Here is a 23,937-nt window from a genome sequence, read left to right as displayed (position 1 = left end):
GGGTACCACCCGTCACGTCCGGCGGTGCGGCCGGTCCGTAATCCCACGGACCGGCCGGACCGTTCCGGACTCCCACCCGTCCCCTCGATCCCGGAGTGACCTGTGGATCTGTTGAGCAAGTACAGCAGCCAGCTACTCGACGCGTTCTGGACCACGATCCAGTTGACCGTCATCTCGGCGATCGGTGCACTGATCCTCGGAACGATCCTCGCCGCGATGCGCGTGTCCCCCATCCCGGTGGCGCGTGCCGTCGGCGCCGCCTACGTGACGATCTTCCGGAACACCCCGCTGACCCTCATCATCATCTTTTGCCTGTTCGGTCTGTCCCAGACGCTCGGCATCAAGCTGGCCTCCGAGTCGTCGCCGACCTTCCTGGTGGACAACAACTTCCGGCTCGCTGTGCTCGGCCTGAGCGTCTACACGGCGGCCTTCGTGTGCGAGTCGCTCCGCTCGGGCATCAACACGGTCTCGCTCGGACAGTCGGAGGCCGGCCGCTCGCTGGGTCTGACCTTCAGCCAGAATCTGCGCCTGATCGTCCTCCCCCAGGCTTTCCGCGCGGTCATCGCCCCGCTCGGTTCGGTGCTCATCGCGTTGACCAAGAACTCGACGATCGCCTCCGTCATCGGCGTGTCCGAGGCCTCGCTGCTGATGAAGACGATGATCGAGAACGAAGCGGCCATCTTCGTCGTCGGTGGCATCTTCGCGCTCGGATTCGTCATCCTCACCCTTCCCACCGGCCTGCTCTTCGGCCGGCTCAGCAAGCGATACGAGGTCGCCCGATGAGTGCACACGGAACCGTTCTCTACGACGCACCCGGGCCCCGCGCCAAGGCGCTCTACCGGATCCTGTCGGTGGTCGTGGTCGCGCTCCTCGTCCTGGTCGGCTGGATCGTCTACCGCGCGCTCGACGCCAACGGACAGCTGACGGCCGCCAAGTGGGAGCCGTTCGTCGAATCGTCCAGCTGGACCACCTATCTGCTGCCCGGCATCCGCGGCACGATCATCGCGGCCGTCGCGTCGATCGTGCTGGCACTCGTGCTCGGCACGGTCCTGGGTATCGCGCGTCTGTCCGACCACCGGTGGGTCCGCTGGATCGCCGGCACGATCGTCGAGTTGTTCCGCGCCGTCCCGGTGCTGATCCTGATGATCTTCGCCTACCAGGTGTTCGCCGAGTACCGCGTCTTCAAGTCCGGATATCTCGCGCTCGCGGCGGTCATCACCGGCCTGACCCTGTACAACGGCTCGGTCATCGCCGAGATCGTGCGCGCGGGCATCCGATCGCTTCCGCGTGGTCAGAGCGAGGCCGCCTACGCGATCGGCATGCGGAAGAACCAGCTCATGCGACTGATCCTGCTGCCGCAGGCCGTGACGGTCATGCTCCCGGCGATCGTGTCGCAGATGGTGATCGCGCTCAAGGACTCCGCGCTCGGCTACCTCATCGGCTATGTCGAAGTGGTGCGTTCCGGCCAGCAGCTCGGCGCGTTCTTCCAGAACTACCTGCCGTCGCTGCTGGTGGTCGCGGCGATCATGATCATCCTCAACAGTGCGCTGACACAGTTCGCGATCTGGCTCGAGAAGCGTCTGCGATCCGGGAAGCGGAAGAAGGGTGCCGTGGCGGCCGAAGAGCCGCAGACGATGCCCACGATGTCGGTGCCGGGCCTGGACCTGAGCGGCGAGGGCCGCAAGTAACAGCAGCACTGCGGTTGCGAAGTTCGCAGTCGAGCCCAGGCGTTTCGCAGTCGGGCTCAGTCGTGCGGGAGGTCGCTCGCGTCGGCACCGAACGTCGCGAGTTCTTCCCGCACGACATCGAACGCCATCCCCTGCGCGTAGCCGCGCCGGGCCAGCATCCCGACCAGCCGCCGCACCAACTTGTCGCGTTCGGCCGCGATCTCGCGCCGATCCCCTTCGGTGGGCAGCGGCGGCTGGGTGCGGAGCTTCTTGCGGACCAGTTCGACCGCCCGTTCCCGTTCGTCGGCGGTGTCGATCTGTTCGAGGGCAGCCGCCGCGTCGTCGGCGTCGATTCCCTTGCGGCGCAGTTCGAGTGCGATCGCGCGCTTACCCTTCCCCGCGTGCAGATGCCGTGAACGTGCCCACTGGTTGGCGAAATCCGCGTCGTCGATCAACCCGACCTCGGTGAGACGGTCGAGGGCACGTTCGGCGACGTCGCACGCGAACCCCTTCTGCTCGAGCTTCGTCGCGAGCTCGGATCGGCTGCGTGCCCGATCGGTCAGCAGACGGAGACAGACGTCCTTGGCCTGCGCTTCGGTGCCGCCGCCGGGCAGTTCCTGCTCGGTGCGAGCCGAGCGCCGCCGTCCGCGTCGTTCGCGCCGAGCGTCGGGGCGTCGTTCCTCGGAGTCGTCCATGACGCGCACAGTAGCCGGACACACCGACAGCGCGGCCGGGTGCGGATACGCCACGGGGGCACGGACGACGTGCGTCCGTGCCCCCGTGGGGCCGTGGGGCCGTGGGGCCGTGGGGCCGTGGGCGGTGACTAGAAGTCGACCGGCTCCTCGACATCACTCGGATCGGTGAGAACGGCACCGATGCCGAGCTTCTCCTTGATCTTCTTCTCGATCTCGTCGCGCACATCGGTGTTCTCGAGCAGGAACTTGCGGGCGTTCTCCTTGCCCTGCCCCAGCTGGTCGCCCTCGTAGGTGTACCAGGAGCCGGACTTGCGGATGAAGCCCTGCTCGACACCCATGTCGATGAGCGAGCCCTCCTTCGAGATGCCCTGGCCGTACAGGATGTCGAACTCGGCCTGCTTGAACGGAGGCGAGACCTTGTTCTTGACGACCTTCACGCGGGTGCGGTTGCCCACCGCGTCGCCCCCGTCCTTGAGCGTCTCGATCCGGCGCACGTCCAGACGCACGGAGGCGTAGAACTTCAGCGCCTTACCGCCCGTGGTGGTCTCGGGCGAGCCGAACATCACGCCGATCTTCTCGCGCAGCTGGTTGATGAAGATCGCGGTGGTGCCGGAGTTGTTGAGCGCACCGGTCATCTTGCGCAGTGCCTGGCTCATCAGGCGGGCCTGGAGACCGACGTGACTGTCGCCCATCTCGCCCTCGATCTCGGCGCGGGGCACGAGCGCCGCGACCGAGTCGATGACGATGATGTCGAGCGCACCCGAGCGGATGAGCATGTCGGCGATCTCGAGGGCCTGCTCACCGGTGTCGGGTTGGGACACGAGCAGGGCGTCGGTGTCGACACCGAGCTTGCGCGCGTAGTCCGGATCGAGGGCGTGCTCGGCGTCGATGAACGCCGCGATGCCGCCGGCGGCCTGCGCGTTGGCGACCGCGTGGAGGGCCACCGTCGTCTTACCCGAGGATTCCGGGCCGTAGATCTCGATGACGCGCCCGCGCGGCAGGCCGCCGATACCGAGAGCCACGTCGAGTGCGATCGACCCGGTGGGAATGACTGCGATGGGCGGACGGACGTCCTCGCCCAGGCGCATCACCGAGCCCTTACCGAAGCTCTTGTCGATCTGCGCGAGGGCGAGCTCGAGCGCCTTCTCGCGGTCGTGAGCCTGTGCTGCCATCTTGGTCCCCTTAATAGAATCTCGTCCTTGTTGTCGACGACGTTAGAACCCGGCACCGACAAGTTCGCTGTCGCGACCGCGGAAACGCCGTATCTGTGGATGGAATCACCACCTGTGGACAACCCACCCGGCGTTCCCAGCATAGCCGAACACGTGTTCGAAATCCGGTCGCTTCGTGTACGCCAGGAATGGTCTCATCCCGGTCGGACAGAGAATCGATTCCGGCATCTACTCCTGCACCGATTCCGGTCGGGAACAGCCCCGACCGGCTCCGCGGCTACCGCCGCACGGGTGGGACGTCGAACTCGTCGCAGAGAGCGCGCCATACCTCCCGGGGCTCCTGTCCCGCCTCGATCGCCTCGGCCGCCGTCCGTCCACCGAGCGAAAGCAGCACGTGATCGCGCAGCAGGGCATCGCCGTGCATCTGTCCGAACTCGTCCCGGACCACCTCGTAGAACTCCGTCAACCGCACCCCGACCACGGTAGTCGCGCGCGGTGTGGCGCGACAGTCAGTCCGCTGCGGCCTCGCACACCGCGACCGGATCCTCCACGTCGCCGGCACCGTCCGCGGCCGCACGAGCCGCGGCGGCGAAGTCCGGCGACGACAGCACGGTGTCGATCGCGGAGCGGACCGCATCCGCGTCGAGCGGACGCACCACCACCGCACTCCCCTGCCGTGCGGCGCGGTTCGCCAGCTCCCACTGGTCGCCGCCCCCGGGAACGATCACCGCCGGAACCCCCGCACTCAGCGTCTTGGCGAGCATCCCGTGCCCACCCCCGCACACGACGACATCGGCCTGCCGGAGCAGGACGTCCTGCCTGCCGCGACCCGAGACGGCCCAGCTGGGGAGCGACTGCGGCGGAGGGTCGAGCATCGTCGCGGCGACCCGCATCCCGGCCCCGTCGAGTGCGTCGCAGACCGTCTCGACCATCCCGGTCACGCCGGTGACCGCGGTCGACGGCGCGACCATCACGAGAGGTCCGTCCCCTGGCGGCGGATCGAGGATCTCCACGGTGGGTTCCCACAGCAGCGGACCGACGACGTGCGCGTGCCCGGGCCAGTCGGGACGTGGCACCTCGAGTGCCGGCAGGGTGGCGATCAGCCGGGGCCGGGGCCCGGGATCGCGCGCCGGCAGACCGATCCCGACGCGTGCGGCAGAACGCTCGCGCTCCCCCTGCCGCAGCGATCTCGCGGTCATCGCTCGCAACGCGGCATCCCTCAACCGGCCCCGCACGCCCCTGCCCACATCGAGACCGCTGCCGATCGGCGGGAGCCCGCGCGACGGCAGGTACAACGGGTGCGGCGAGAGCTCGACCCACGGGATCCCCAGGCGCTCGGCGGCCATCCCTCCGCCGGCGGTGAGCACGTCCGCCACGACGAGGTCGGGTAGCAGGGCCCCGAGATCCGGGAGCATCTCGCTCGCGATATGGGCGGCGCGGGCGTGGATCTTCGCCCCCGCGTCGCCGTCGTCGTCCCCGCGCCGGGGCGCCAGCCCCTTCAACTCAGCGAACGTCACACCGGGCAGCTCGAGGCCGAGCCATCGTTCGCCCGTGAGGACGACCGCGTCGTGCCCGGCATCCGCGAGCCGCAGCGACAACGCGATCGCCGGAATCGCATGACCCGCATCGGGCCCGGCCACCACCGCCACTCGCACGCGCACAGCCTGCCACAGGCCACCGACGGCGGGACGCTTCCTATCCCGCGAAGGTGTACAACTCGAACCCGGAGGCGCGCTCGGCAGCGAATCCCGGCAGCGGCGCCGATGCGCGCTCCACCTGTTCGCGCGCTTGTGCCTCCACCGGCCTGTCGTCGAGAGCCTGCAGGTACAGACGGTGCGCCGCGAGGGACTCGACTGCCAGTTCGACCGTATCGGTCACGTCCACCGCGTGGGTCGGAGGCGAACCCGGACACACGGCAGCCCATCGCACGCCGTGCCACGGTTCCAGACCGCGTTCGGTGAGTTCCGGGAAGATCCATTCGTTCGCGGCATCGGAGACGGCGTCGAGGACGCTGATCCCGAGCGCCCGATGGTCGGCACTGTTGACCCAGCCCGGCCGGGGCGACAGCCCGAACGCGAGCGTGACCACCATCTCAGGACGATGACGTCGGATGGCGGAAGCGATGTCGCGACGGAGATCGAGACTCGGGACGAGTCGACCATCCGGGTGCCCGAGGAACTCGACGGTATCCACTCCGACGATCCGCGCGGACTCGCGCTGCTCCGATTCCCGCACCGGCCCGCTCTTCTCGGGCGACAGACCGGCGATGCCCGCCTCGCCACTGGTGGCCAGAACGTAGGAAATCTCCTTGCCCTGTCGGGTCCACCGCGCGATCGCCGCCGCCGCGCCGTATTCGATGTCGTCCGGGTGGGCGACGACGACGAGTCCGCGTTGCCAGTTCTCCGGTACCGCCTCCACAGCTGCCCCCTTCGTCTACAGACGTGTCAGGTCGTGCTTGTCACCTCCCGATACTGCCTTGTACAGCAGGTATCCGCCGAAGATCACGGCGCCGAGTACGAGAAAGCCGAACAGGTTGTCGAGCAGGGCGCCGAGGACGGCGAGACCGACCCACACCACCGCGACGATTCCTACGATCTTCCAGAACATTGGGTACTCCCACCCTCGATGCCGACCTCTTCCGAGTCGGACTCCGTTTGCTCGGTACGCCTCGATCCTGACAGCTCGAGCAATGAAAAACAGCAGGTCAGCGCAGATATCAGGGAAAGATCAGGGGACACCCGGAGGCGCACCCCGGTGTGGCCCACGGGCACCCGGAGACGGGTCGGTGACCCGCGGCACGCCGGTACGGCTTAGGCTCTACGGGTTCGCCGTCCATACCAGAAGGCTGAGTAACCGTGTCCTCGTCCCCCCGTATCCCCGCGCGCGACCTCGCGCAGATCGCCGTCTTCGCCGCCCTGATCATCGCCCTGGGACTGCCCGGTCAGATCAGTATCGGATCGTCCGGCGTGCCCATCACGCTGCAGACCTTGGGCGTGATGCTCGCGGGTGCACTGCTCGGCGCACGCAAAGGTGTCCTGTCGGTGCTCACCGTGATCGTGCTGGGGCTGGCGCTGCCCGTACTCGCCGGCGGGCGCACGACCCTCACCTCGCTGGCAGGTCCCACGGTGGGCTTCCTCATCGGCTGGATCCCTGCCGTCGCCGTGATCGGCTGGCTGAGCATGAAGATGCTGCCGCGATACCGCACGTTGCCCGGTGTGGCCGTCAACGTCCTCGGTGGCATCGTCGTCCTCTACGCCTTCGGTATCGCAGGCATGGTCCTGCGCACGGATCTCACGGTGTGGGCCGCCGCCGCGGCCAACGTCACCTTCCTGCCGGGCGATCTGGCCAAGGCGGTCGTCGCCGCAGCGGTCGCCGCCCAAGTGCATCGCGCCTATCCCGCACTGGCGGCACCGCGCATCGCGCACCGCCCCGCTGCGGGTCCTGCGCACTGACGCCGTCCGACCGTCGATGAGCGAGATCCGATTCCGGGAGGTGCGGCACGCCTACGGCGACCGCACCGTCCTCGACGGGGTCGACGTGGTCCTCACCGAACGACGCGTCGGCATCGTCGGAGCGAACGGCAGCGGCAAGTCGACGATGGCGCGCATGATCAACGGCCTGCTCGTCCCGTCGTCCGGCTCGGTGACCGTCGACGGCCTCGACACGACGCGCAAGGGCCGGGAGGTCCGCAAGAAGGTCGGATTCGTCTTCACCGACCCGGACCATCAGATCGTCATGCCGACGGTCGCCGAGGACGTCGCCTTCTCGCTGCGACGCAGCGGACTCGGCAAAGAGGAACGCGAAGCCCGGGTAGGGCAGGTCCTCGCCGACTTCGGGCTCGCGGGGCATCACGACCACCCCAGCCACCTGCTCTCGGGCGGCCAGAAGCAGTTGCTCGCGCTCGCCGCGATCATGGTGACCGACCCGGCGGTGCTCGTCGCGGACGAACCGACGACCCTGCTCGACCTGCGCAATACGAAGCTCATCGCGCGCACCTTCGCGAGCCTTCCGCAGCAGGTGATCGCGGTGACCCACAATCTCGAACTCCTCGTGGACTTCGATCGTGTGCTGGTGGTCGACTCGGGGCGGGTCGTCGCCGACGACGAACCGGCGTCCGCGCTCGCGTTCTACCGGAATCTGATCGGGTGAACACGTTCGGCCTCTACCATCCCGGACGCTCCGTCCTGCACCGGCTTCCGGCGGGAGCGAAGCTGCTCGCGGTCGCAGCACTGATCCTTGCGCTGACCCTGTGGATCCGGCAACCCTGGCAGGTGCTTCCCGCCCTGGCCTTGGCCGTGCTCGCGTATGCGGCCGCGCGCATACCTCCGCGTCTGGCGGTTGTGCAGCTGCGGCCGCTGGTGTGGATGCTGGCGATCATTGCAGCGTTCCAGGTGCTCGTGGCGGGGTGGGAACGGGCGGTGGTGATCTGCGGGTCGCTGCTCGTGGCGGTCGCCCTGGCCGCCCTGGTGACCCTCACGACGCGGACCACCGACATGCTCGACGCGATCGTGCGGGCGGCCCGTCCCCTCGCGCGCGTCGGGGTCGATCCCGACCGGGTGGGACTCGTGCTGGTGATGACCGTCCGCGCGATCCCGCTGATCGGCACCGTGGTCACCCGCGTGACCGAGGCACGCAAGGCGCGCGGTCTCGGATTCTCGTTGCGGGCGCTGGTGGTTCCGGTGGTGGTGGGAGCCCTCCGCACCGCGGAGGCGATGGGCGAGGCCCTCGCCGCTCGCGGTGTCGACGACTGAGAGGTGTCGACGACCGACGTGTTCGGCTCGCGGTGTCGATGATGGGGGTGTTCCACCCCTCAGGGGTGGTAACGCTGCTCGATCTGCCCCAACTCGCGCCAGGACTGCGCCCAGCTCTCGAGTTTGTCGGACGTGGCGATCAGTTCGGCGCGTCGCTGGTCGAGCATCGCCAGCGACCGGTTACTCTCGGCGGTCGCGGCGAGGCGTGCTGCGGCGGCGACGAGTTCCTCGAACTGGTCGACACCCGTCCCGAGACGCTCGCCCGCGTCGACGATGGCCGCGGACAGATGGGTCTTGGCGGCCGCACTGCCCTGCGCGGCGGATTCGAGGGCAACGACGTCCTCGACGACGGCATCGAGTGCGGATGCGGCTGCGCGGGCCGCGTCGTCGATCTCGGTGAGGTCGTCGGGGGCCACGGAGTTCGACCGCACGAGCACACCGAGCAGGCGCCGCAGGCTCTCCTCGTTCGCCGCGAGGCGTTCCATCGGGGCGCGGGCGACCGAACCGGCCGGTGGCAGCGACCGGCGGCGCGGCGGCGGTGGGGGCAGCGGCACCGCATCGAGGCGACGGAAGGTACGGACGGCGAGGACGGCAGGCACTGCGAGAGCCGCCGTCGCTCCCCCGGCCGCGACGAGCGTCCATTCGGGAGCCGACGCGACGGCCAGGGTCGCGGTGCCGATCGCCGTGGTGCCCGAGCCGGCACCGAAGAAACTGGCACGCCGACGCGCGCGACGCTTCTTACGCCGCAAGCGGGCGGCGGGATCGCGCCAGCGGCGCGCGGCCTCCATCGCGTTGCCGGTGGCATCGCGGAACGCAGAGACGACCGAACCGGGGATGTTCCCGGTCCGGTCGTCTCCGGAGACGTTCACGGCGGATCAGTTCCGAGGCGTGCGGATCAGCGGCCGGTGGTACCGGCAGCGTTCGGGGGCTCTTTGCGCGTGTCGACGGCAGGGTTGGCGGGGGTGCCCGGAAGCGCCTCGCCCTTCATCGACGCCCGGATCTGCTCGAGTCGGCTGTGACCGGCCATCTGGACGGTGGCCTGCTGAACCTCGAGCATGCGGCCCTGCACCGAGTTCTGGGCGAGCTCGGCCGAACCGAGAGCGTTGGCGTAGCGACGCTCGATCTTCTCGCGGACGGCATCGAGGCTCGGAGTGGTGCCCGGAGCTGCGAGGGTCGAATCCATCGAACGCAGCGACTCGCTCACGCGCTCCTGCATCTTGGCCTGCTCGAGCTGGCTGAGCAGCTTCGTGCGCTCTGCGACCTTCTGCTGCAGCGCCATGGCGTTCTGCTCGACGGCCTTCTTGGCCTGCGCGGCGGCCTGGAGCGACTGGTCGTGCAGCACCTTGAGGTCCTCGACGGACTGCTCGGCGGTGACGAGCTGTGCCGCGAAGGCCTCGGCCGCGTTCGTGTACTGGATCGCCTTCTCGGTGTCGCCCGCCGCCGTGGCCTGGTCGGCCATCATGACGGCCTGGCGGGCACTCGCGTTGAGCTTCTCCACCTCGTCCAGCTGACGGTTGAGCTTCATCTCGAGCTGACGCTGGTTACCGATAACGGAGGCCGCCTGCTGCGAGAGCGCCTGATGCTGACGCTGCGCGTCCTCGATCGCCTGCTGAATCTGGACCTTCGGATCGGCCTTCTCATCGATCTTCGAGTTGAAAAGCGCCATCAGGTACTTCCAGCCCTTGACGAAAGGATTAGCCATGGGTGTGATCCTGCCTCCATCTGGTACGCCGCGCCGAACGCGACCCGGTACGCGGCCCTCGCGCCCCGGTTCGAAGATCGCCGGTCCGCTGCTACCCCCGACGACCCACCTGCCCCGGCCGGGTCCGTGCACGCACCACGCCCCGGCTCGATGTCGCTTACGACCGTATCCGGCGAGACCGGCACGGTTCGTGATCCATGTTAGGCGGCTGCCAGCGCCTGTGCGGCGGGTGCAGGGATCACCATGCGCGGCTCCTGCGCGAGCAACCCGGGCTCGGCGGTGGCGCCGTCGTCGGACCGCTCGGCCGGTGCCGTGTCGGCTGCGGTGGTCTCCATGTCCGTGCGACGGTCGAGGCCGTCCGCCAGCAGACCGCTCACATCGAACAGCACGTCGGACAGCGGGACCTCCAGTGCATCGCAGATGGCCGCGAGCAGTTCGCTCGAGGCTTCCTTCCTGCCGCGCTCGATCTCCGAGAGATAGCCGAGGCTGACCCGGGCGCTGCTGGAGACTTCGCGCAGGGTGCGGCTCTGCGAAACACGGGTGCGCCGAAGGCTGTCACCGAGTGCCTCACGCAACAACAGCGCCATCCCATCCTCCTTCGTCCGTCGTGCCGACACCTCGTCAACGCACGACGACGCTGCGAGGTTCCCGCAGACCGATCGGACCTCGATACTGCGGTGTCCAGACATTACAACGCCGACGGCGGTTGCAGACGCCCGAGTAGTCCCGACACAGCGGTGTCGACCGCACCGAGCCGGATCCCGCACGTCCCGCCCCGTGGTTACCGGGCGTCCTCACCCACCGTGCGGCCGTCGCCCGGCATGTCCTGGGCAGCGGCGCCCTCCCCCGCGGCGCCCTCCCCCGCGGCGCCCTCCCCCGCGGCGCCCTCGCCCGCGACGTCCACCCTCGGGACGTCCTCCGCACGGGCGGTCTCGCTCTCGCTCCGGCGCACCCCGGTACGCAGCCGGATCGCCTGGACCACGTAGTCGAGTCCCGTCACCACCGTCAGGGCGACCGCCAGGATCATCAGGCCGATCGCCACCGGCGCCACCGATTCGGGCAGCGGCAGCAGGTAGACACCGATGGCGAGCGTCTGCACCAGCGTCTTGAGCTTGCCACCGCGACTCGCCGGGATCACGGCGTGCCGGAGCACGGCGAACCGCAGGGCGGTGATCCCCAGCTCCCGAGCAGCGATGATCCCGGTGACCCACCACGACAGGTCACCGAGCATCGACAGCCCGACCAGCGCGGCACCGATGAGGGCCTTGTCGGCGATAGGATCGGCGAGTTTGCCGAAATCGGTGACGAGACCGTGCTTTCGCGCGAGTTGACCGTCGATCCGGTCGGTGATGGCGGCGATCGCGAAGACTCCGGTCGCCGCGAGCCTCCACCCGATGTCGTGCCCGTCGCCGACGAAGAGCAGCACCAGGAAGACCGGTACCAACGCGATCCGACCCACCGTCAAGATGTTGGCGATGTTCCACAACGGCACCGGATCGTGCGGGCTCCCGGCGTGCGGTCCCGGTGCGGCGCCGCTCCCGCCCGACGCGGTGACATGCTGGCGGGGCGTGCTCATGTGCCCCACAATATCGGTAGCCGCACGCGCTACTGTTCACCGCATGACGACACCGCCGACGAACCACGACTCGAACGATCGAATGGTCGTACGGCGCGCCCGAACCTCCGACGTGCCCGAGATCAAGCGGCTCATCGACATCTATGCGGGCAGGATTTTGCTCGAGAAGAATCTGGTGACCCTGTACGAGGCCGTCCAGGAGTTCTGGGTGGCCGAACTCGGGGGTCGGGTCGTCGGGTGCGGGGCCCTGCACGTGCTGTGGTCGGATCTCGGCGAGGTGCGCACCGTGGCCGTCGACCCGTCCGTCAAGGGCCACGGCGCAGGTCACCTGATCGTCGAGCGCCTCATCGAGGTCGCCCGCGAGCTCGAGCTGGAACGACTGTTCGTGCTCACCTTCGAGGTGGAGTTCTTTGCGCGGCACGGTTTCACGGAGATCCAGGGGACTCCGGTGACGGCCGAGGTCTATGCGGAGATGTGCCGGTCGTACGATACGGGCGTCGCGGAGTTCCTGGACCTGAGCTACGTGAAACCGAACACGCTCGGGAACACCCGGATGCTCCTCACCCTCTGATCGAGACCCACGAAAGCGAGGCCCGCATGGCCCTGTTCGCCGTCGAGTACACCTATTCGGATGCGACCGCCTCGGCGCGCGACGAGCACCGCCCGAAGCACCGAGCATGGCTCGGCGATCTCGTCGAACAGGGCATCGTGCGGGCGACCGGCCCGTGGACCGACGGTTCGGGTGCGCTCATCCTCGTCGACGTGGCCGACGAGGCCGCGGCGCGCGAACTGATGGCCCAGGACCCGTTCGCGCAGCGCGACCTCGTCGATGCCGTGCGCATCACCGGGTGGAACCCGGTGATGGGCGTGTTCAACTCCTGACGGATTCCTTCTCACCGCGCGTCTTGAGCAGGCTGGCCACCGTCGTCACGGCCAGCACTCCGACGATCACGATCAGGGACACGCCGGTGGAGATCTCCGGGACGGCGACGTGCTCGCCGCCGTTGATCCAGCCGAGCGTGTTCTCATGCAGGGCGTGGAGCACCAGCTTCACGCCGATGAACGCGAGGATGATCGACAGTCCGTAGGACAGGTAGACCAACCGCTCGAGCAGACCGCCGATGAGGAAGAACAGCTGGCGCAGGCCCATCAGCGCGAAGGCGTTCGCAGTGAACACCAGGTACGGCTCGTTGGTCAGACCGTAGATCGCGGGGATCGAGTCGAGCGCGAAGAGGATGTCGGTGAAGCCGATCGCGACGAGCGCGAGCAGCATCGGCGTGACGAACTTCTTGCCGTCGATGCGGGTGACGAGGCGGTCGCCGTCGTACTCGTCGTGCACCGGCAGGAACTTCCGGGCCAGCTTGACCATCCGGTTCTCCGAGATGGCCTGCGGGTCCTCACCGTGGTCGCGGATGAGCTTGACCGCCGTGTAGATGAGGAAGAAGCCGAACAGGTAGAACACCCAACTGTAGGCGTTGATCGCCGCGGCACCGACCGCGATGAAGGCTCCGCGCATGACCAGCGCCAGCACGATGCCGATGGTGAGGACCTTCTGCTGGTACTCACGGGGCACCGCGAAGGTGGCCATGATGATGACGAACACGAAGAGGTTGTCGACCGACAGCGCCTTCTCGGTGATGTAGCCGGCGAAGTACTCACCGCCGTAGGTCGGTCCCCAGACCGCGAAGACGATCACGCCGAAGAGGATCGCGATGGCGACGAAGACGGCCGACCAGAAACCGGATTCGCGCAGTGTGGGCGCGTGCGGCTTGCGGACGTGGGCGAAGAAGTCGAAGATGAACAACCCGATGATGACGGCGATCGTGATCAACCAGGTAGTCAGGTTTACGTGCATGGGCACATAGGCCTTCCGGTAGGTATGTGTACCTGCCGGAGGTCTCTCCCGCCCGGACTATCGCCGGACCGACGGCCCCGGGACGGCATCGGTGCCGAACGTGTTGACGAGACCGCCGCGGATCTGGGGATACTCCCCTCCACAGCTCCCACGATTGTGCCACACATCGTCACTTCCCGCCGGAAGGCAACAGGGACGGCCGGTCGAACGGGCATGTCTCACTGCTCTGCGGCAGGCACTTCCACCGGATCCCCGCCGCCACGGATCGAGTACAGCAGGCCGTCGAGTTCCTCGGGTTTGACCAGCACCTCGCGGGCCTTGCTGCCCTCGCTCGGCCCGACCACGCCTCGGGTCTCCATCAGGTCCATCAGGCGACCGGCCTTGGCGAAGCCGACGCGGAGCTTGCGCTGCAGCATCGACGTCGAACCGAACTGGCTCGTGACGACGAGTTCGACGGCCTGCAGGAAGACGTCGAGGTCGTCGCCGATGTCGGGGTCGACGTCCTTCTTGTCGCCGGCCTTCGGGGCGGTGACGCCCTCGTTGTACTCGGGTTCGGCCTGGTTCTTGGCGAAGTCGACGACCCCTGCAATCTCCTCGTCGGTGATGAACGCACCCTGCAGGCGGATCGGCTTGCCCGCACCCATCGGCAGGAACAGTCCGTCGCCCATACCGATGAGCTTCTCGGCACCGGGCTGGTCGAGGATGACACGCGAGTCGGTGAGCGAACTCGTCGCGAACGCGAGTCGCGAGGGCACGTTCGTCTTGATGAGACCCGTGACGACGTCCACCGAGGGTCGCTGGGTGGCGAGCACGAGGTGGATGCCGGCGGCGCGGGCCTTCTGGGTGATGCGGACGATCGCGTCCTCGACGTCGCGTGGGGCCGTCATCATCAGGTCGGCGAGCTCGTCGACGATGGCGAGGATGTACGGATACGGCCGGTACACGCGCTCGCTACCGAGCGGTGCGGTGATCTCCCCCGATTTCACCTTCGTGTTGAAGTCGTCGATGTGGCGCACGCGGTTGGCCTGCATGTCCTGGTAGCGCTGCTCCATCTCCTCGACGAGCCAGGCCAGTGCCGCCGCGGCCTTCTTCGGCTGCGTGATGATCGGCGTGATCAGGTGCGGGATGCCCTCGTAGGGCGTCAGCTCGACCATCTTGGGGTCGATGAGGATCATCCGCACCTCGTCGGGCGTCGCGCGGATGAGCAGCGACACGAGCATCGAGTTGACGAAGCTCGACTTACCGGAACCGGTCGAACCGGCGACCAGCAGGTGCGGCATCTTCGCGAGGTTGGCGGAGACGAAGTCGCCCTCGATGTCCTTGCCGAGACCGATGACGAGGGGGTGATGGTCGCGGCGGGTCGACGGTGCTGCGAGCACGTCCGACAGCCGCACGAGTTCGCGGTCGGTGTTGGGGACTTCGATGCCGACGGCGGACTTGCCCGGGATCGGTGCGAGCAACCGGACGTTGTCGGTCGCAACCGCATACGCGATGTTGCGGGCGAGCGCGGTGATCTTCTCGACTTTGACGCCGGGGCCGAGTTCGACCTCGTAGCGGGTGACGGTCGGGCCACGGGTGAAGCCGGTGACCGCGGCGTCGATCTTGAACTGTTCGAGGACCTCGGTGATCGCCTCGATCATCTGGTCGTTCGCGGCCGACCGCGTCTTGGGCGGGTCGCCCTTGGTGAGCAGCTCCAGTGAGGGCAGCGTGTAGTCGCCGTCGACCTCGCGGTCGCGCACGAACGTCTCGGCCGGTTCCGGCTCGGAGGTCTGATCGACGACCTCGGGTACCGGGGCGGCCTTCGGCTTCTTGCGGGCGGGAGCCGGGGCCGGCGCTGCGGCCGGGGTCTCGGCGACCGAGGGCACCTCCAGTGTGGCCGGCGGTGAGGCGGGCGCCTCGGGTTCGGATGCGCGGTCGTCCCACAGCGGGAGCACCTCGGTCTTCGCGTCGCCGTCGAACTCGTCAGGCGGGTAGTTCTCCACCGGGGTACGCTGGCGGCGGGACCGCTTGGGGGCGGGCGGCTCGTCGATCGGGTAGCCGTCGGCGTCGAACATCGGCGGCTCGTCGTAGCCGTAATCGTCGTCGTAGTCGCCGTACTCGTCGTCGGCGCGGTAGCCGAGGCCGAAGTAGTCGCGGAACAGTTCGGGCAGCTCCCGCACCGTGGTGCCGGTGAGCAGCAGGATCCCGAAGCCCGCCGCGAGGAGCATCAGCGGCACGGACAGCCAGACGGTGAGCCCGGAAGTGAGCGGGCCGCCCACGGCGGCACCGACGAAACCGGCCCCTTCCGAGCGGCCCTCCGCGTCGGTGGGTGAACCGGAGGCGACGTGCCACAGGCCCAGTGCGGGGAGACCGACGAGCAGTCCGCCGACGACGAGCCGGGGACGGATCTCGGGATGCGGTTCGGTGCGCATGAGCGTCACCGCGATGCCGACCGCGACGAGCGGAAGGACCGCGCTCGCACCACCGGTTATGGCGCGGACGGCCGTCTCGACCCACTCCCCCACCGGGCCGCCGACGCCGAACCACACCGTGCCGGCGATGATCACACCGATGGAGATCAATCCGAGCGCGATGCCGTCGCGACGGTGTCCGGACTCGATCTCGGTGGCGCGACCCATCGTGCGGGTCGTGGCTCCGACAGCGCGGGCCGTCATCATCCAACCGGCGCCGACGGTGCGGCCCACGGCGGTGAGGATCCCCCCGGAACTGCGCCGGGGACGAGCGGGCGCGGGGCGTCGACTCGCGGCCGGAGCGCGACGTGCGGTGCCGCCGCTGCGACGGTTCGCGGTCGAGGCCGCGGCGCGCGGCTTGCGCGCAGGGGTGGACCGGGTCGATCCGGACGCCTTCGTCTTCGCGGTCGATCTGGTCTTCGAGGTGGAGGCACCCGCGCTGCGAGCACGGGAGGTGCTGCCGCCCGAGCCCCGCGCCCCCGTCCGCGACCGAGAGGTCGTAGACGACGTTCCGCGGCTGCCCGACGACTTTCCTGCCATATCCGCCAGGGTAGCCGCACGGACCTCTCATGAACCATCAGCAACACGGGTACCGGTCGGCGGCACTGGTCACACGCCGTCCGGGCGAGCGCTCACAGGCCGCGTTTCGATCCCGCCAGTTCGGAGACCGCCGACTCGTCGCCCTCGATCTCGAGCCGCACCTGGTCGCGGCCGAAGGCGTGCAGCACGAGTTCGGACGGTTCGCCGCGCAGCACGACGGTGCGCGGACCGCGCTTGCGCAGGGCGACCCGCTCGCCGGAACCGGACCTCTCGAAGATCACCGTGACGTCGCATCCGCCGTAGCTGTTGCGTCCGATCATCCGCGCGATGCGCCAAAGCTGGTCCTGATCGTCCGCCGACAGCGTCCGCGGCTCCCATCCGGGCTGCGCGCGGCGCACGTCCTCATGGTGCACGAACATCTCCGCCGCGTTGGCGACGGCGTCGAACAGGAACATCGGCGACCACTTCGGCGGGCCGGAATCGACGTCGGCGAGCACGTGTGCCCACTGTCGGTCGGTGGCGGAGCGTCGCACCTTCTCCGTGTGATCGGCCAGGGCCGGGACGACGATGCCGGGCATCGCGTCCACGCGGCGCTCGCGGACGAGCAGGTGCGCGGCGAGATCCCGGACCGTCCAGTCGCCGCAGAGCGTCGGCGCGTCGGGTCCGACCTCGGACATGGTGCGGACGAGGGCATGTCGTTCGCTTCGGGCGAGGCTCATTCCGCCACTCTAGCGATCACTCCTGCCCTCGCCCATCGCGCGAGCCCGCGTGTTCGGCGGGCCCGCGCGGACCGAAATCAGGAGACCGGGATCACCGTGGGCACGATCATCGGGCGACGACGATAGGTCTCGGCGACCCAGCGGCCGACGACCCGGCGGATGCCCTGGGCGATGCGATGGGTCTCCGTGACCCCTTCGGCAGCGAGTTCGTTGAGCGCCTTGTCGACGAGCTGCGCCGCCTCGTCGAGTGCGTCCGGGTCGTCGGAGAAACCGCGACCGGAGACCTCCGGGGTGCTCACCGCACGGCCGGTCGCGGCGTCGACCGCGACTGAGATGGAGATGAAACCACCCTCGCCGAGGACGAGACGATCGGACAGCGTGGACTCGCCCACGTCGCCTACCGACAGGCCGTCGACGTAGACGTGACCGACCGGGACGCGCCCGACGATTTCCGCGAGTCCGTCGACCATGTCGACGACCACACCGTCCTCCGCGAGCACGATCCGCTCGCGGGGAACACCCGTGGCCTCGGCCAGTGCGGCGTTCGCCCGCAGGTGGCGCCACTCGCCATGGACGGGCATCGCGTTGGTGGGTCGCACCGCGTTGTAGAGATACAGCAGCTCGCCGGCCGACGCGTGACCGGAGACGTGCACCTTCGCGTTCTGCTGGGTGACGACCTTCGCGCCGCGCTTGGCCAGGCCGTTGACGACCGCGAACACGGAGTTCTCGTTGCCAGGGATCAGCGACGACGCGAGGACGACGAGGTCGTCGGCCCGGATGTTGATCTGCCGGTGCTCGCCGCGCGCCATCCGGGACAGCGCCGAGAGCGGTTCGCCCTGCGAACCGGTGGAGACCAGCACGACCCGGTCGTCGGGCAGGCTCGCGGCGGTGTCGATGTCGACCTCGAGGCCGTCGGGCACGTTCAGGTAGCCCAGATCCTGCGCGATCTGCATGTTGCGGACCATCGACCGGCCGACGAACGCCACACGCCGGTTGTAGCGCTCGGCGACGTCGACGATCTGCTGGATGCGGTGCACGTGGCTCGCGAAGGACGCGACGATCACCCGGTTGGCGGCCTTGCCGATGACGGTGTCGAGCACTCCGCCGATCTCGCGCTCCGGTGTGACGAAGCCGGGGACCTCGGCGTTCGTCGAGTCGACGAGGAACAGGTCGACACCCTCGTCGCCGAGGCGGGAGAAGCCCGCGAGGTCGGTGAGACGGTTGTCGAGCGGCAGCTGGTCGAGCTTGATGTCGCCGGTGTGCAGCACGATGCCCGCAGCGGTGCGGATCGCGACGGCGATCGCGTCCGGGATGGAGTGGTTGACCGCGAAGTACTCGCACTCGAACGGACCGTGCGAGGTGGTCTGCCCCTCGACGACCTCGACGAGGTTGGGACGCTGGCGGTGTTCGCGGCACTTCGCCGCGACGAGCGCCAGGGTGAACTTGGACCCGACGACCGGGATGTCGGGGCGCAGGCGCAGCAGGAACGGCACGGCACCGATGTGGTCCTCGTGGCCGTGGGTGAGGACGATCGCCTCGACGTCGTCCATCCGGTCCTCGATGTACCGGAAGTCGGGCAGGATCAGGTCGACGCCCGGCTGCTGGTCCTCGGGAAAGAGCACCCCGCAGTCGACGACGAGCAGCCGGCCCTGGTGCTCGAAGACCGTCATGTTGCGGCCGATCTCGCCGATACCGCCGAGCGCGACGACCCGCAGACCGTCGCGAGGAGCCTTCGGCGGCAGACCCAATCGCTCGGTGGGATCGACGATGCGGGCGTCCGGACGCTGGGGGTTCGCCGAGTTCTGCGCGACACGCCGCGGAACGCGGGCGGGCGGACCGGCGTTGCGGGTGGCGCGGCCCCGGCCGCGTGCGGGGCGGCTCATCACAGCACCCCCGCAGCCTGGAGATCCGCCGCGAGAGCGTCGATCTGCGCGGTCACCGGGGCGACCTGCGGCAGACGAGGCTCTCCGACGTCGATGCCGAGCAGCCGCAGGGCGGCCTTCGAGGCGCTCACGCCGCCCAGCCGAGCGACGGCGCGATAGATGGGCACCATCGACAGATTGATGCGGCGGGCGAGTTCGAGATCGCCGGCTTCGAAAGCGGTGTGCAGCTCGCGCAGGCGACCGGGCACGAGATGGCCGATGACGCTGACGAATCCGACGGCGCCGACGGACAGCCACGGCAGGTTCAGGGGGTCGTCGCCCGAGTAGAACTTCAGGTCGGTGGTACCGATCAGCTCGGCGCCCGCGTTCAGATCGCCCTTGGCGTCCTTCACCGCGACGATCCGGGGGTGCTCGGCGAGCAGACGCAGTGTGTCGGTCTCGATCGGCACGACGGATCGAGGTGGGATGTCGTAGAGCATGACCGGCAGATCGGTCGCGTCGGCCACCGCGACGAAGTGGGCGTAGAGGCCGGCCTGCGGGGGCCGCGAGTAGTACGGGGTCACCACGAGCAGGCCGTGTGCACCGGCTCGCGCGGCGTCGCGGGCGAGCTCGACGCTGTGGGCGGTGTCGTTGCTGCCGGCCCCGGCGATGATCTTGGCGCGGTCGCCGACGGATGCGAGCACGGCCCGCATCAGCTCCATCTTCTCGTTCTCGGTCGTCGTGGGCGATTCGCCGGTCGTACCGGCGAGAACCAGTGCGTCACAGCCACCGTCGACGAGGTAGTTCGCCAGACTCACGCCCGCATCCACGTCGAGCTTGCCATCGGCAGTGAACGGGGTCACCATCGCTGTGGCGACGGTGCCGAACGGAAGCTCGACAGCAGTTGCGGAATCACCGTTGGTCATGGTCAGAAGGCTACCGCGTGGCAGGGCCGCCTCGACACACGCCCGCCCCTCGGAGACGGATCACAGATCGGTGTAGCGGTCGATCAGAGGTCGGTCGCAAGCGTGGGAGCTGCGATCTCACTGCCGTCGGCCAGCTTCGTGATCGCGAAGTCCGAGAACGCGTTCGGTGCGGCATCCGCGAGCTGACGCACACATTCGACGGCGAGACGCCGGATCTCGACGTCGGCATGTTCGGTCGCGCGCATGGCGACGAAGTGACGCCACGATCGGTAGTTTCCGGTGACGACGATGCGGGTCTCCGTGGCGTTGGGGAGCACCGCCCGGGCGGCCTCCCGGACCTGCTTGGCGCGCAACGGACCGGCGGGAAGATGCGAGAGCTTCTCGTCGAGCGCCGCCAACAGCGCCACATACGCCTCGCGGCTGCGCTCCGCGGCCGCGAAGAACAACTCCTCGAGTTCGGCATCGCCCGCAATCGCGGGCGGAACCACCACGGGCACCTCACCGTCGGCGACGAAACGCTGCGACAGCTGCGAGAACGAGAAGTGCCGGTGCCGGATCAGCTCGTGCGTGCACGAACGGGAGATGCCGGTGATGTAGAAGGTCGCCGTCGCGTGTTCGAGAACGGACAGGTGCCCCACGGTGAGCAGGTGACGGAGATATCCGCCGTTCGTCGCGGTGCGGGGGTTGGGCTTGGACCAGCTCTGGTAGCAGGCGCGACCGGCGAACTCGACGAGCGCTTCGCCGCCCTCGGCGTCGGTGTCCCAGTCGACGTCGTCGGGGACGTGGAACTCCGTCGTGGCGATGAGCCGGACCTTCGGAACGGCGGGTTCGGGCGCCATCGTCTCCTCCTCGCCTCGGTCGTCGCGCATCCTCCGGACGCGCCGTCTCTTCCGTCCGCACACTAACGCGCCTCGACCTGCGACGATCGATGACATCACGATGACACCTTGCGTGACATCATCGGTGACGTCACACTGGCGTCATGGACATCGACAAGTACACGTCCGCCATCACGGACTCCGTGATCTCCGCAGCCGAACTCGGCGACGAGCAGACCCGACGCACCGCCGCAGCCCTCGCGACCGCCATCGCCGCACCCGTCCGCCTCGCGGTCCTGGCAGCACTGTCCGACATGGCCAACGAGATCAGCGACGAACTCGGCGACCGCACCGTCACGGTGCGCCTCGACGGCACCGATGCCGTCCTCGCCGTCCACAGCGAACCCGCTCCCCCGCACGAGGATCCGACGCCGTCCTTCGAGGAGATGACGGGCGACATCAGCCGGGTCACCCTGCGCCTCGTCGAACAGATCAAGACCAAGGCCGAGGAAGCGGCGCAGCAGAGCGGAGTGTCACTCAACTCCTGGATGGCGCAGGCGGTACAGGGCGCCCTACGGGAGCAGATGCGCTATCAGCGCCGCGCCGACGAATGGCGCCGTCAGGGTGGCTGGGCGAAGCCCACCCCGCCCGCACCCACCGAGCCGCAGCCGTCCGACCCGAGCGACACCGCGGGCCCGGACGACGCCGCCGGCCGCAACGACACTGCGGGCCCCGACGACACGAACCCGCGCAGCGACGCGTAAGGCACCTCACCGCACGATAGAGTGCCGACGCACACAATCGGGCGACGCGGAGGGCGCATGGCAGTCAGCAGCACCAGGAGTTTCGACATCGACGCAACCCCGGAGCAGGTGATGGCCGCGCTCGCCGCGGTCGAACGCCTGCCCGAGTGGTCGTCGACCCACAAGTCCGTCACCGTCGAGTCCACCCACCCCGACGGACGACCCCAGCGCGTACGGATGACCGTCTCGATCGTCGGCATCACCGACGAGCAGGTCGTCGAGTACTCCTGGAACGGCGACGGGTCGATGTCGTGGACCCTGGTGGAGAGCAGCCAGCAGCGCCAGCAGGACGGCGCCTACACCCTCACCGCCAAGGGATCCGGCACGACGGCCGAGTTCTCACTGACGATCGATCCGAAGGTCCCCATCCCCGGATTCCTCGTGCGGCGCGCCGAGAAGATGGCCCTCGAAACCGCCGGAAAGGGCCTCAAGTCGTTCACGGAGAAGAACTTCCGCTGACGTCAGATGTCACCGGCCGCGGTCGCCGCGACGATGGCGCCGAGCTCGTAGCACTGCTCGCGTACCTTCGCGTCGACCGGTCCGGTGATCTCGAGATCGGCAGCAGCCTGCACGAGACCCAACCCGGTGGTCAAGCGCCGAACCGACGCCACAGCGCCGGCGGTGTCGTTGTTCCCGTGCACCCACAGACCGTAGGGACGGCCGGCCACGGCATCGAGACACGGGTAGTAGACCGTGTCGAAGAAGTGCTTGAGCGCACCCGACATGTAACCGAAATTGGCTGTCGTGCCGAACAGGAAGCCGTCGGCGGCCAGCACATCGGGCACCGTGGCGCCCAGCGCGGGGACCACCCGGACGGTGACACCCGTGATCTCCGGGTCCCGCGCTCCCTCCAGGACGGCTTCGAGGATCTCGCGAGTCGGCGGCGAGGGGGTGTGATGCACCACCAGCACTGTGCGGGATCCGTCCTCGCGCCCTGTCTCGCCCGCCCCTGCCCGGTCTTCCACAGCCTCGTCCGTCACATCAGCAGGCTGCTGCACCATCTCGAGGTTGTCAAAGCCGCTCGCCGGTTCAGGAACCGGCGTGGCCGTCCCGTTCGAGCTTCTCGAGCGCAACGGCTCGGCGCATCGTCTCCCGCGCACGACTGCGGTCGCCCGCATAGTCGTAGGCGCGTGCGAGCCGGTAGGAGTTGCGCCAGTTGTCGGGGTCGGCTTCCCATTCCTGCTTCACGGTCGCGAACAGTTCGTCGGCGGCGTCCCGCTCGACCCGCCCCGACGGCATGCGGGGCAGGTCGTCGACGTCGAGTTCGAGGCCTTCGTCGTGGATCCGCCGCGCGAGGTGCTGATGCTGCAGCCCTGCGCGGAGGGTCGCGTAGACGATCCAGGCTCCCACGATCGGGAGAATGAGGATGCCGATCCCGAGACCGATCGCCGCGACCTCACCGGACCGGACCAGTTCCAGGCCGGTGGAGCCGAGCAGAACGAAGTAGAACCCCAGCGCCACCACGATGAACGCAATGGGGACGAGGACCTTGAGCGAGCCGGTTCTCACAGGTCGAGGAGGGGATCGATTCCGACGGTCAGACCCGGTCGCTTACCGATCTCCCGCACACCGAGCAGCACGCCGGGAGCGAAGGAGGAACGGTCGATCGAGTCGTGCCGAATGGTGAGGGTCTCGCCCTGGGTGCCGAGCAGCACCTCCTGGTGAGCGACGAGGCCGGCGAGACGCACGGAGTGCACGCGGACACCGTCGACGTCACCGCCGCGCGCACCGTCGAGTTCGGTGGTGGTGGCGTCCGGGCTCGGAGCCACACCGGCCTCGGCGCGGGCCTGCGCGATCAGACGGGCGGTGCGGTAGGCGGTGCCGGACGGGGCGTCGGCCTTGTTCGGATGGTGCAGCTCGATCACCTCGACGGAATCGAAGAACCGGGCGGCGGCCTGAGCGAAGCGCATCGACAGCACGGCACCGATCGCGAAGTTCGGCGCGATGAGCACGCCCACCTCGGGACGATCCGCGAGCCAGCTCCGCACCCGGTCGAGGCGCTCGTCGTCGAAGCCGGTGGTTCCGACCACGGCGTGGATGCCGTTCTCGACGAGGAAGTGCAGGTTGTCCATGACGACGTCGGGGTGGGTGAAGTCGACGACCACCTGGGTCTGCGAGTTCACGAAGGCGTCGAGGCTGTCGCCCTTGTCGACGGTGGCGACGAGCTCGAGATCGGACGCGGCGTCGACGGCGGCGCAGATCGCCTGGCCGACCTTGCCGGCAGCACCGAGTACACCCACCCGAACCTTTGTTGCATCCACTTGCGTCGTCACGCCCTTTCGTTGCCGTCTCCCCCGGAAATCCTACGCAACCACCCGTAGACGTCCCGAGCGGGTCGAACGCCACCTACTGCTGCGCGCAGAGCGCGTCGACCTCGGACGCCTCCGGAGCCGACTGGCTC

General features: G+C 68.6%; 28 protein-coding genes. 9 read left to right on the top strand and 19 right to left on the bottom strand.

The window, feature by feature from the left end:
• The first annotated feature begins 102 nt into the window (after positions 1 to 102).
• Together K3M35_RS01530 and K3M35_RS01525 are read left to right on the top strand one after the other, a co-directional pair.
• Positions 103 to 783, top strand: a complete 681-nt coding sequence (locus tag K3M35_RS01530) for an amino acid ABC transporter permease (RefSeq protein ID WP_006551296.1) — start codon at positions 103 to 105, stop codon at positions 781 to 783.
• A complete protein-coding gene (locus K3M35_RS01525) occupies positions 780 to 1,688 on the top strand; it encodes an amino acid ABC transporter permease (RefSeq protein ID WP_006551295.1) in 909 nt (302 codons plus the stop codon). Before K3M35_RS01530 ends, K3M35_RS01525 begins: the two co-directional genes overlap by 4 nt.
• 56 nt (positions 1,689 to 1,744) lie before the next feature.
• Here K3M35_RS01525 and recX read toward each other — a convergent pair whose 3' ends face one another.
• The 6 genes from recX to K3M35_RS01495 form a co-directional block, all read right to left on the bottom strand.
• Positions 1,745 to 2,362 (bottom strand): recombination regulator RecX, encoded by a 618-nt coding sequence (gene recX / locus K3M35_RS01520; protein ID WP_220665902.1) that lies wholly within the window; start codon positions 2,360 to 2,362, stop codon positions 1,745 to 1,747.
• 128 nt (positions 2,363 to 2,490) lie between these two features.
• Positions 2,491 to 3,534, bottom strand: coding sequence for a recombinase RecA (gene recA / locus K3M35_RS01515; RefSeq protein WP_006551292.1), 1,044 nt, complete (start codon positions 3,532 to 3,534; stop codon positions 2,491 to 2,493).
• A 277-nt stretch (positions 3,535 to 3,811) separates the two neighbouring features.
• Entirely contained in the window at positions 3,812 to 4,006 is a 195-nt protein-coding gene (locus K3M35_RS01510) for a DUF3046 domain-containing protein (protein ID WP_006551291.1), read from the bottom strand.
• Between the two features lie 37 nt (positions 4,007 to 4,043).
• Positions 4,044 to 5,189: a glycosyltransferase gene (locus K3M35_RS01505; protein WP_220665901.1), complete on the bottom strand. Its 1,146-nt coding sequence runs from the start codon at positions 5,187 to 5,189 to the stop codon at positions 4,044 to 4,046.
• 40 nt (positions 5,190 to 5,229) lie between these two features.
• Positions 5,230 to 5,952 (bottom strand): PIG-L deacetylase family protein, encoded by a 723-nt coding sequence (locus K3M35_RS01500; protein ID WP_033096535.1) that lies wholly within the window; start codon positions 5,950 to 5,952, stop codon positions 5,230 to 5,232.
• A 15-nt stretch (positions 5,953 to 5,967) separates the two neighbouring features.
• A complete protein-coding gene (locus K3M35_RS01495) occupies positions 5,968 to 6,141 on the bottom strand; it encodes a hypothetical protein (protein WP_006551287.1) in 174 nt (57 codons plus the stop codon).
• A 248-nt stretch (positions 6,142 to 6,389) separates the two neighbouring features.
• Between K3M35_RS01495 and K3M35_RS01490 the strand changes: the two genes are divergently transcribed.
• The 3 genes from K3M35_RS01490 to K3M35_RS01480 are packed head-to-tail and all read left to right on the top strand — an operon-like array spanning position 6,390 to position 8,285.
• Positions 6,390 to 6,986: a biotin transporter BioY gene (locus K3M35_RS01490; protein ID WP_220665900.1), complete on the top strand. Its 597-nt coding sequence runs from the start codon at positions 6,390 to 6,392 to the stop codon at positions 6,984 to 6,986.
• 16 nt (positions 6,987 to 7,002) lie between these two features.
• Positions 7,003 to 7,683, top strand: coding sequence for an energy-coupling factor ABC transporter ATP-binding protein (locus tag K3M35_RS01485; protein ID WP_220665899.1), 681 nt, complete (start codon positions 7,003 to 7,005; stop codon positions 7,681 to 7,683).
• Positions 7,680 to 8,285: a CbiQ family ECF transporter T component gene (locus tag K3M35_RS01480; protein ID WP_019289168.1), complete on the top strand. Its 606-nt coding sequence runs from the start codon at positions 7,680 to 7,682 to the stop codon at positions 8,283 to 8,285. Before K3M35_RS01485 ends, K3M35_RS01480 begins: the two co-directional genes overlap by 4 nt.
• 59 nt (positions 8,286 to 8,344) lie before the next feature.
• Here K3M35_RS01480 and K3M35_RS01475 read toward each other — a convergent pair whose 3' ends face one another.
• From K3M35_RS01475 to pgsA, 4 genes are all read right to left on the bottom strand, one after another.
• On the bottom strand, positions 8,345 to 9,154 hold the full coding sequence (locus tag K3M35_RS01475) for a hypothetical protein (RefSeq protein WP_220665898.1): 810 nt from the start codon (positions 9,152 to 9,154) through the stop codon (positions 8,345 to 8,347).
• 26 nt (positions 9,155 to 9,180) lie between these two features.
• On the bottom strand, positions 9,181 to 9,987 hold the full coding sequence (pspA, locus tag K3M35_RS01470; RefSeq protein ID WP_006551283.1) for a phage shock protein PspA: 807 nt from the start codon (positions 9,985 to 9,987) through the stop codon (positions 9,181 to 9,183).
• A 200-nt stretch (positions 9,988 to 10,187) separates the two neighbouring features.
• Complete coding sequence (locus K3M35_RS01465) at positions 10,188 to 10,574, bottom strand: helix-turn-helix domain-containing protein (protein WP_006551282.1); 387 nt, start codon at positions 10,572 to 10,574, stop codon at positions 10,188 to 10,190.
• Positions 10,575 to 10,768: 194 nt separating this feature from the next.
• The gene (gene pgsA / locus K3M35_RS01460; RefSeq protein WP_220665897.1) at positions 10,769 to 11,563 is read right to left on the bottom strand and encodes a CDP-diacylglycerol--glycerol-3-phosphate 3-phosphatidyltransferase; all 795 of its coding nucleotides are present in this window, start codon (positions 11,561 to 11,563) and stop codon (positions 10,769 to 10,771) included.
• Positions 11,564 to 11,606: 43 nt separating this feature from the next.
• Here pgsA and K3M35_RS01455 point away from each other — a divergent pair, with 43 nt between their 5' ends.
• Positions 11,607 to 12,134: an amino-acid N-acetyltransferase gene (locus tag K3M35_RS01455; RefSeq protein ID WP_228045020.1), complete on the top strand. Its 528-nt coding sequence runs from the start codon at positions 11,607 to 11,609 to the stop codon at positions 12,132 to 12,134.
• A 26-nt stretch (positions 12,135 to 12,160) separates the two neighbouring features.
• On the top strand, positions 12,161 to 12,445 hold the full coding sequence (locus K3M35_RS01450; RefSeq protein WP_033096530.1) for a YciI family protein: 285 nt from the start codon (positions 12,161 to 12,163) through the stop codon (positions 12,443 to 12,445).
• On the opposite strand, the gene K3M35_RS01445 is transcribed toward K3M35_RS01450, so the two are convergent.
• The 6 genes from K3M35_RS01445 to thyX all read right to left on the bottom strand — a co-directional run bounded on the left by K3M35_RS01445 (position 12,435) and on the right by thyX (position 20,754).
• Positions 12,435 to 13,418 (bottom strand): TerC family protein, encoded by a 984-nt coding sequence (locus tag K3M35_RS01445; protein ID WP_006551278.1) that lies wholly within the window; start codon positions 13,416 to 13,418, stop codon positions 12,435 to 12,437. The two genes, K3M35_RS01450 and K3M35_RS01445, sit on opposite strands and share 11 nt — an antisense overlap.
• A gap of 218 nt (positions 13,419 to 13,636) precedes the next feature.
• Positions 13,637 to 16,408 carry a DNA translocase FtsK gene (locus K3M35_RS01440; protein ID WP_220665896.1) on the bottom strand — a complete coding sequence of 924 codons (2,772 nt, stop codon included), beginning with the start codon at positions 16,406 to 16,408 and terminating at the stop codon, positions 13,637 to 13,639.
• Positions 16,409 to 16,500: 92 nt separating this feature from the next.
• Complete coding sequence (locus K3M35_RS01435) at positions 16,501 to 17,127, bottom strand: TIGR03085 family metal-binding protein (RefSeq protein ID WP_033096529.1); 627 nt, start codon at positions 17,125 to 17,127, stop codon at positions 16,501 to 16,503.
• Between the two features lie 77 nt (positions 17,128 to 17,204).
• Positions 17,205 to 19,010, bottom strand: coding sequence for a ribonuclease J (locus K3M35_RS01430; protein WP_019289160.1), 1,806 nt, complete (start codon positions 19,008 to 19,010; stop codon positions 17,205 to 17,207).
• Positions 19,010 to 19,915, bottom strand: a complete 906-nt coding sequence (dapA, locus tag K3M35_RS01425) for a 4-hydroxy-tetrahydrodipicolinate synthase (RefSeq protein ID WP_064852441.1) — start codon at positions 19,913 to 19,915, stop codon at positions 19,010 to 19,012. The genes K3M35_RS01430 and dapA overlap by 1 nt, the downstream gene beginning before the upstream one ends.
• A gap of 83 nt (positions 19,916 to 19,998) precedes the next feature.
• Complete coding sequence (thyX, locus tag K3M35_RS01420; RefSeq protein WP_024100675.1) at positions 19,999 to 20,754, bottom strand: FAD-dependent thymidylate synthase; 756 nt, start codon at positions 20,752 to 20,754, stop codon at positions 19,999 to 20,001.
• 143 nt (positions 20,755 to 20,897) lie between these two features.
• On the opposite strand from thyX, the gene K3M35_RS01415 reads away from it, so the two are divergent.
• Both K3M35_RS01415 and K3M35_RS01410 read left to right on the top strand, forming a co-directional pair.
• A complete protein-coding gene (locus tag K3M35_RS01415; protein WP_006551249.1) occupies positions 20,898 to 21,497 on the top strand; it encodes a hypothetical protein in 600 nt (199 codons plus the stop codon).
• Positions 21,498 to 21,554: 57 nt separating this feature from the next.
• Positions 21,555 to 21,995, top strand: coding sequence for an SRPBCC family protein (locus K3M35_RS01410; RefSeq protein WP_220665895.1), 441 nt, complete (start codon positions 21,555 to 21,557; stop codon positions 21,993 to 21,995).
• Between the two features lie 2 nt (positions 21,996 to 21,997).
• On the opposite strand, the gene K3M35_RS01405 is transcribed toward K3M35_RS01410, so the two are convergent.
• From K3M35_RS01405 to dapB, 3 genes are all read right to left on the bottom strand, one after another.
• Entirely contained in the window at positions 21,998 to 22,501 is a 504-nt protein-coding gene (locus K3M35_RS01405; RefSeq protein WP_220665968.1) for a flavodoxin family protein, read from the bottom strand.
• 64 nt (positions 22,502 to 22,565) lie between these two features.
• A complete protein-coding gene (locus K3M35_RS01400; protein WP_039587008.1) occupies positions 22,566 to 23,045 on the bottom strand; it encodes a hypothetical protein in 480 nt (159 codons plus the stop codon).
• On the bottom strand, positions 23,042 to 23,797 hold the full coding sequence (dapB, locus tag K3M35_RS01395; protein WP_170318494.1) for a 4-hydroxy-tetrahydrodipicolinate reductase: 756 nt from the start codon (positions 23,795 to 23,797) through the stop codon (positions 23,042 to 23,044). The genes K3M35_RS01400 and dapB overlap by 4 nt, the downstream gene beginning before the upstream one ends.
• Positions 23,798 to 23,937: the final 140 nt, after the last annotated feature.

The organism is Rhodococcus sp. DMU2021, from assembly GCF_019641445.1.
Taxonomy (GTDB): Bacteria; Actinomycetota; Actinomycetes; order Mycobacteriales; family Mycobacteriaceae; genus Rhodococcus; species Rhodococcus pyridinivorans.
The sequence above is the reverse complement of the archived record's forward strand: the minus strand, read 5'-3'. Positions and strand labels throughout refer to the sequence as shown.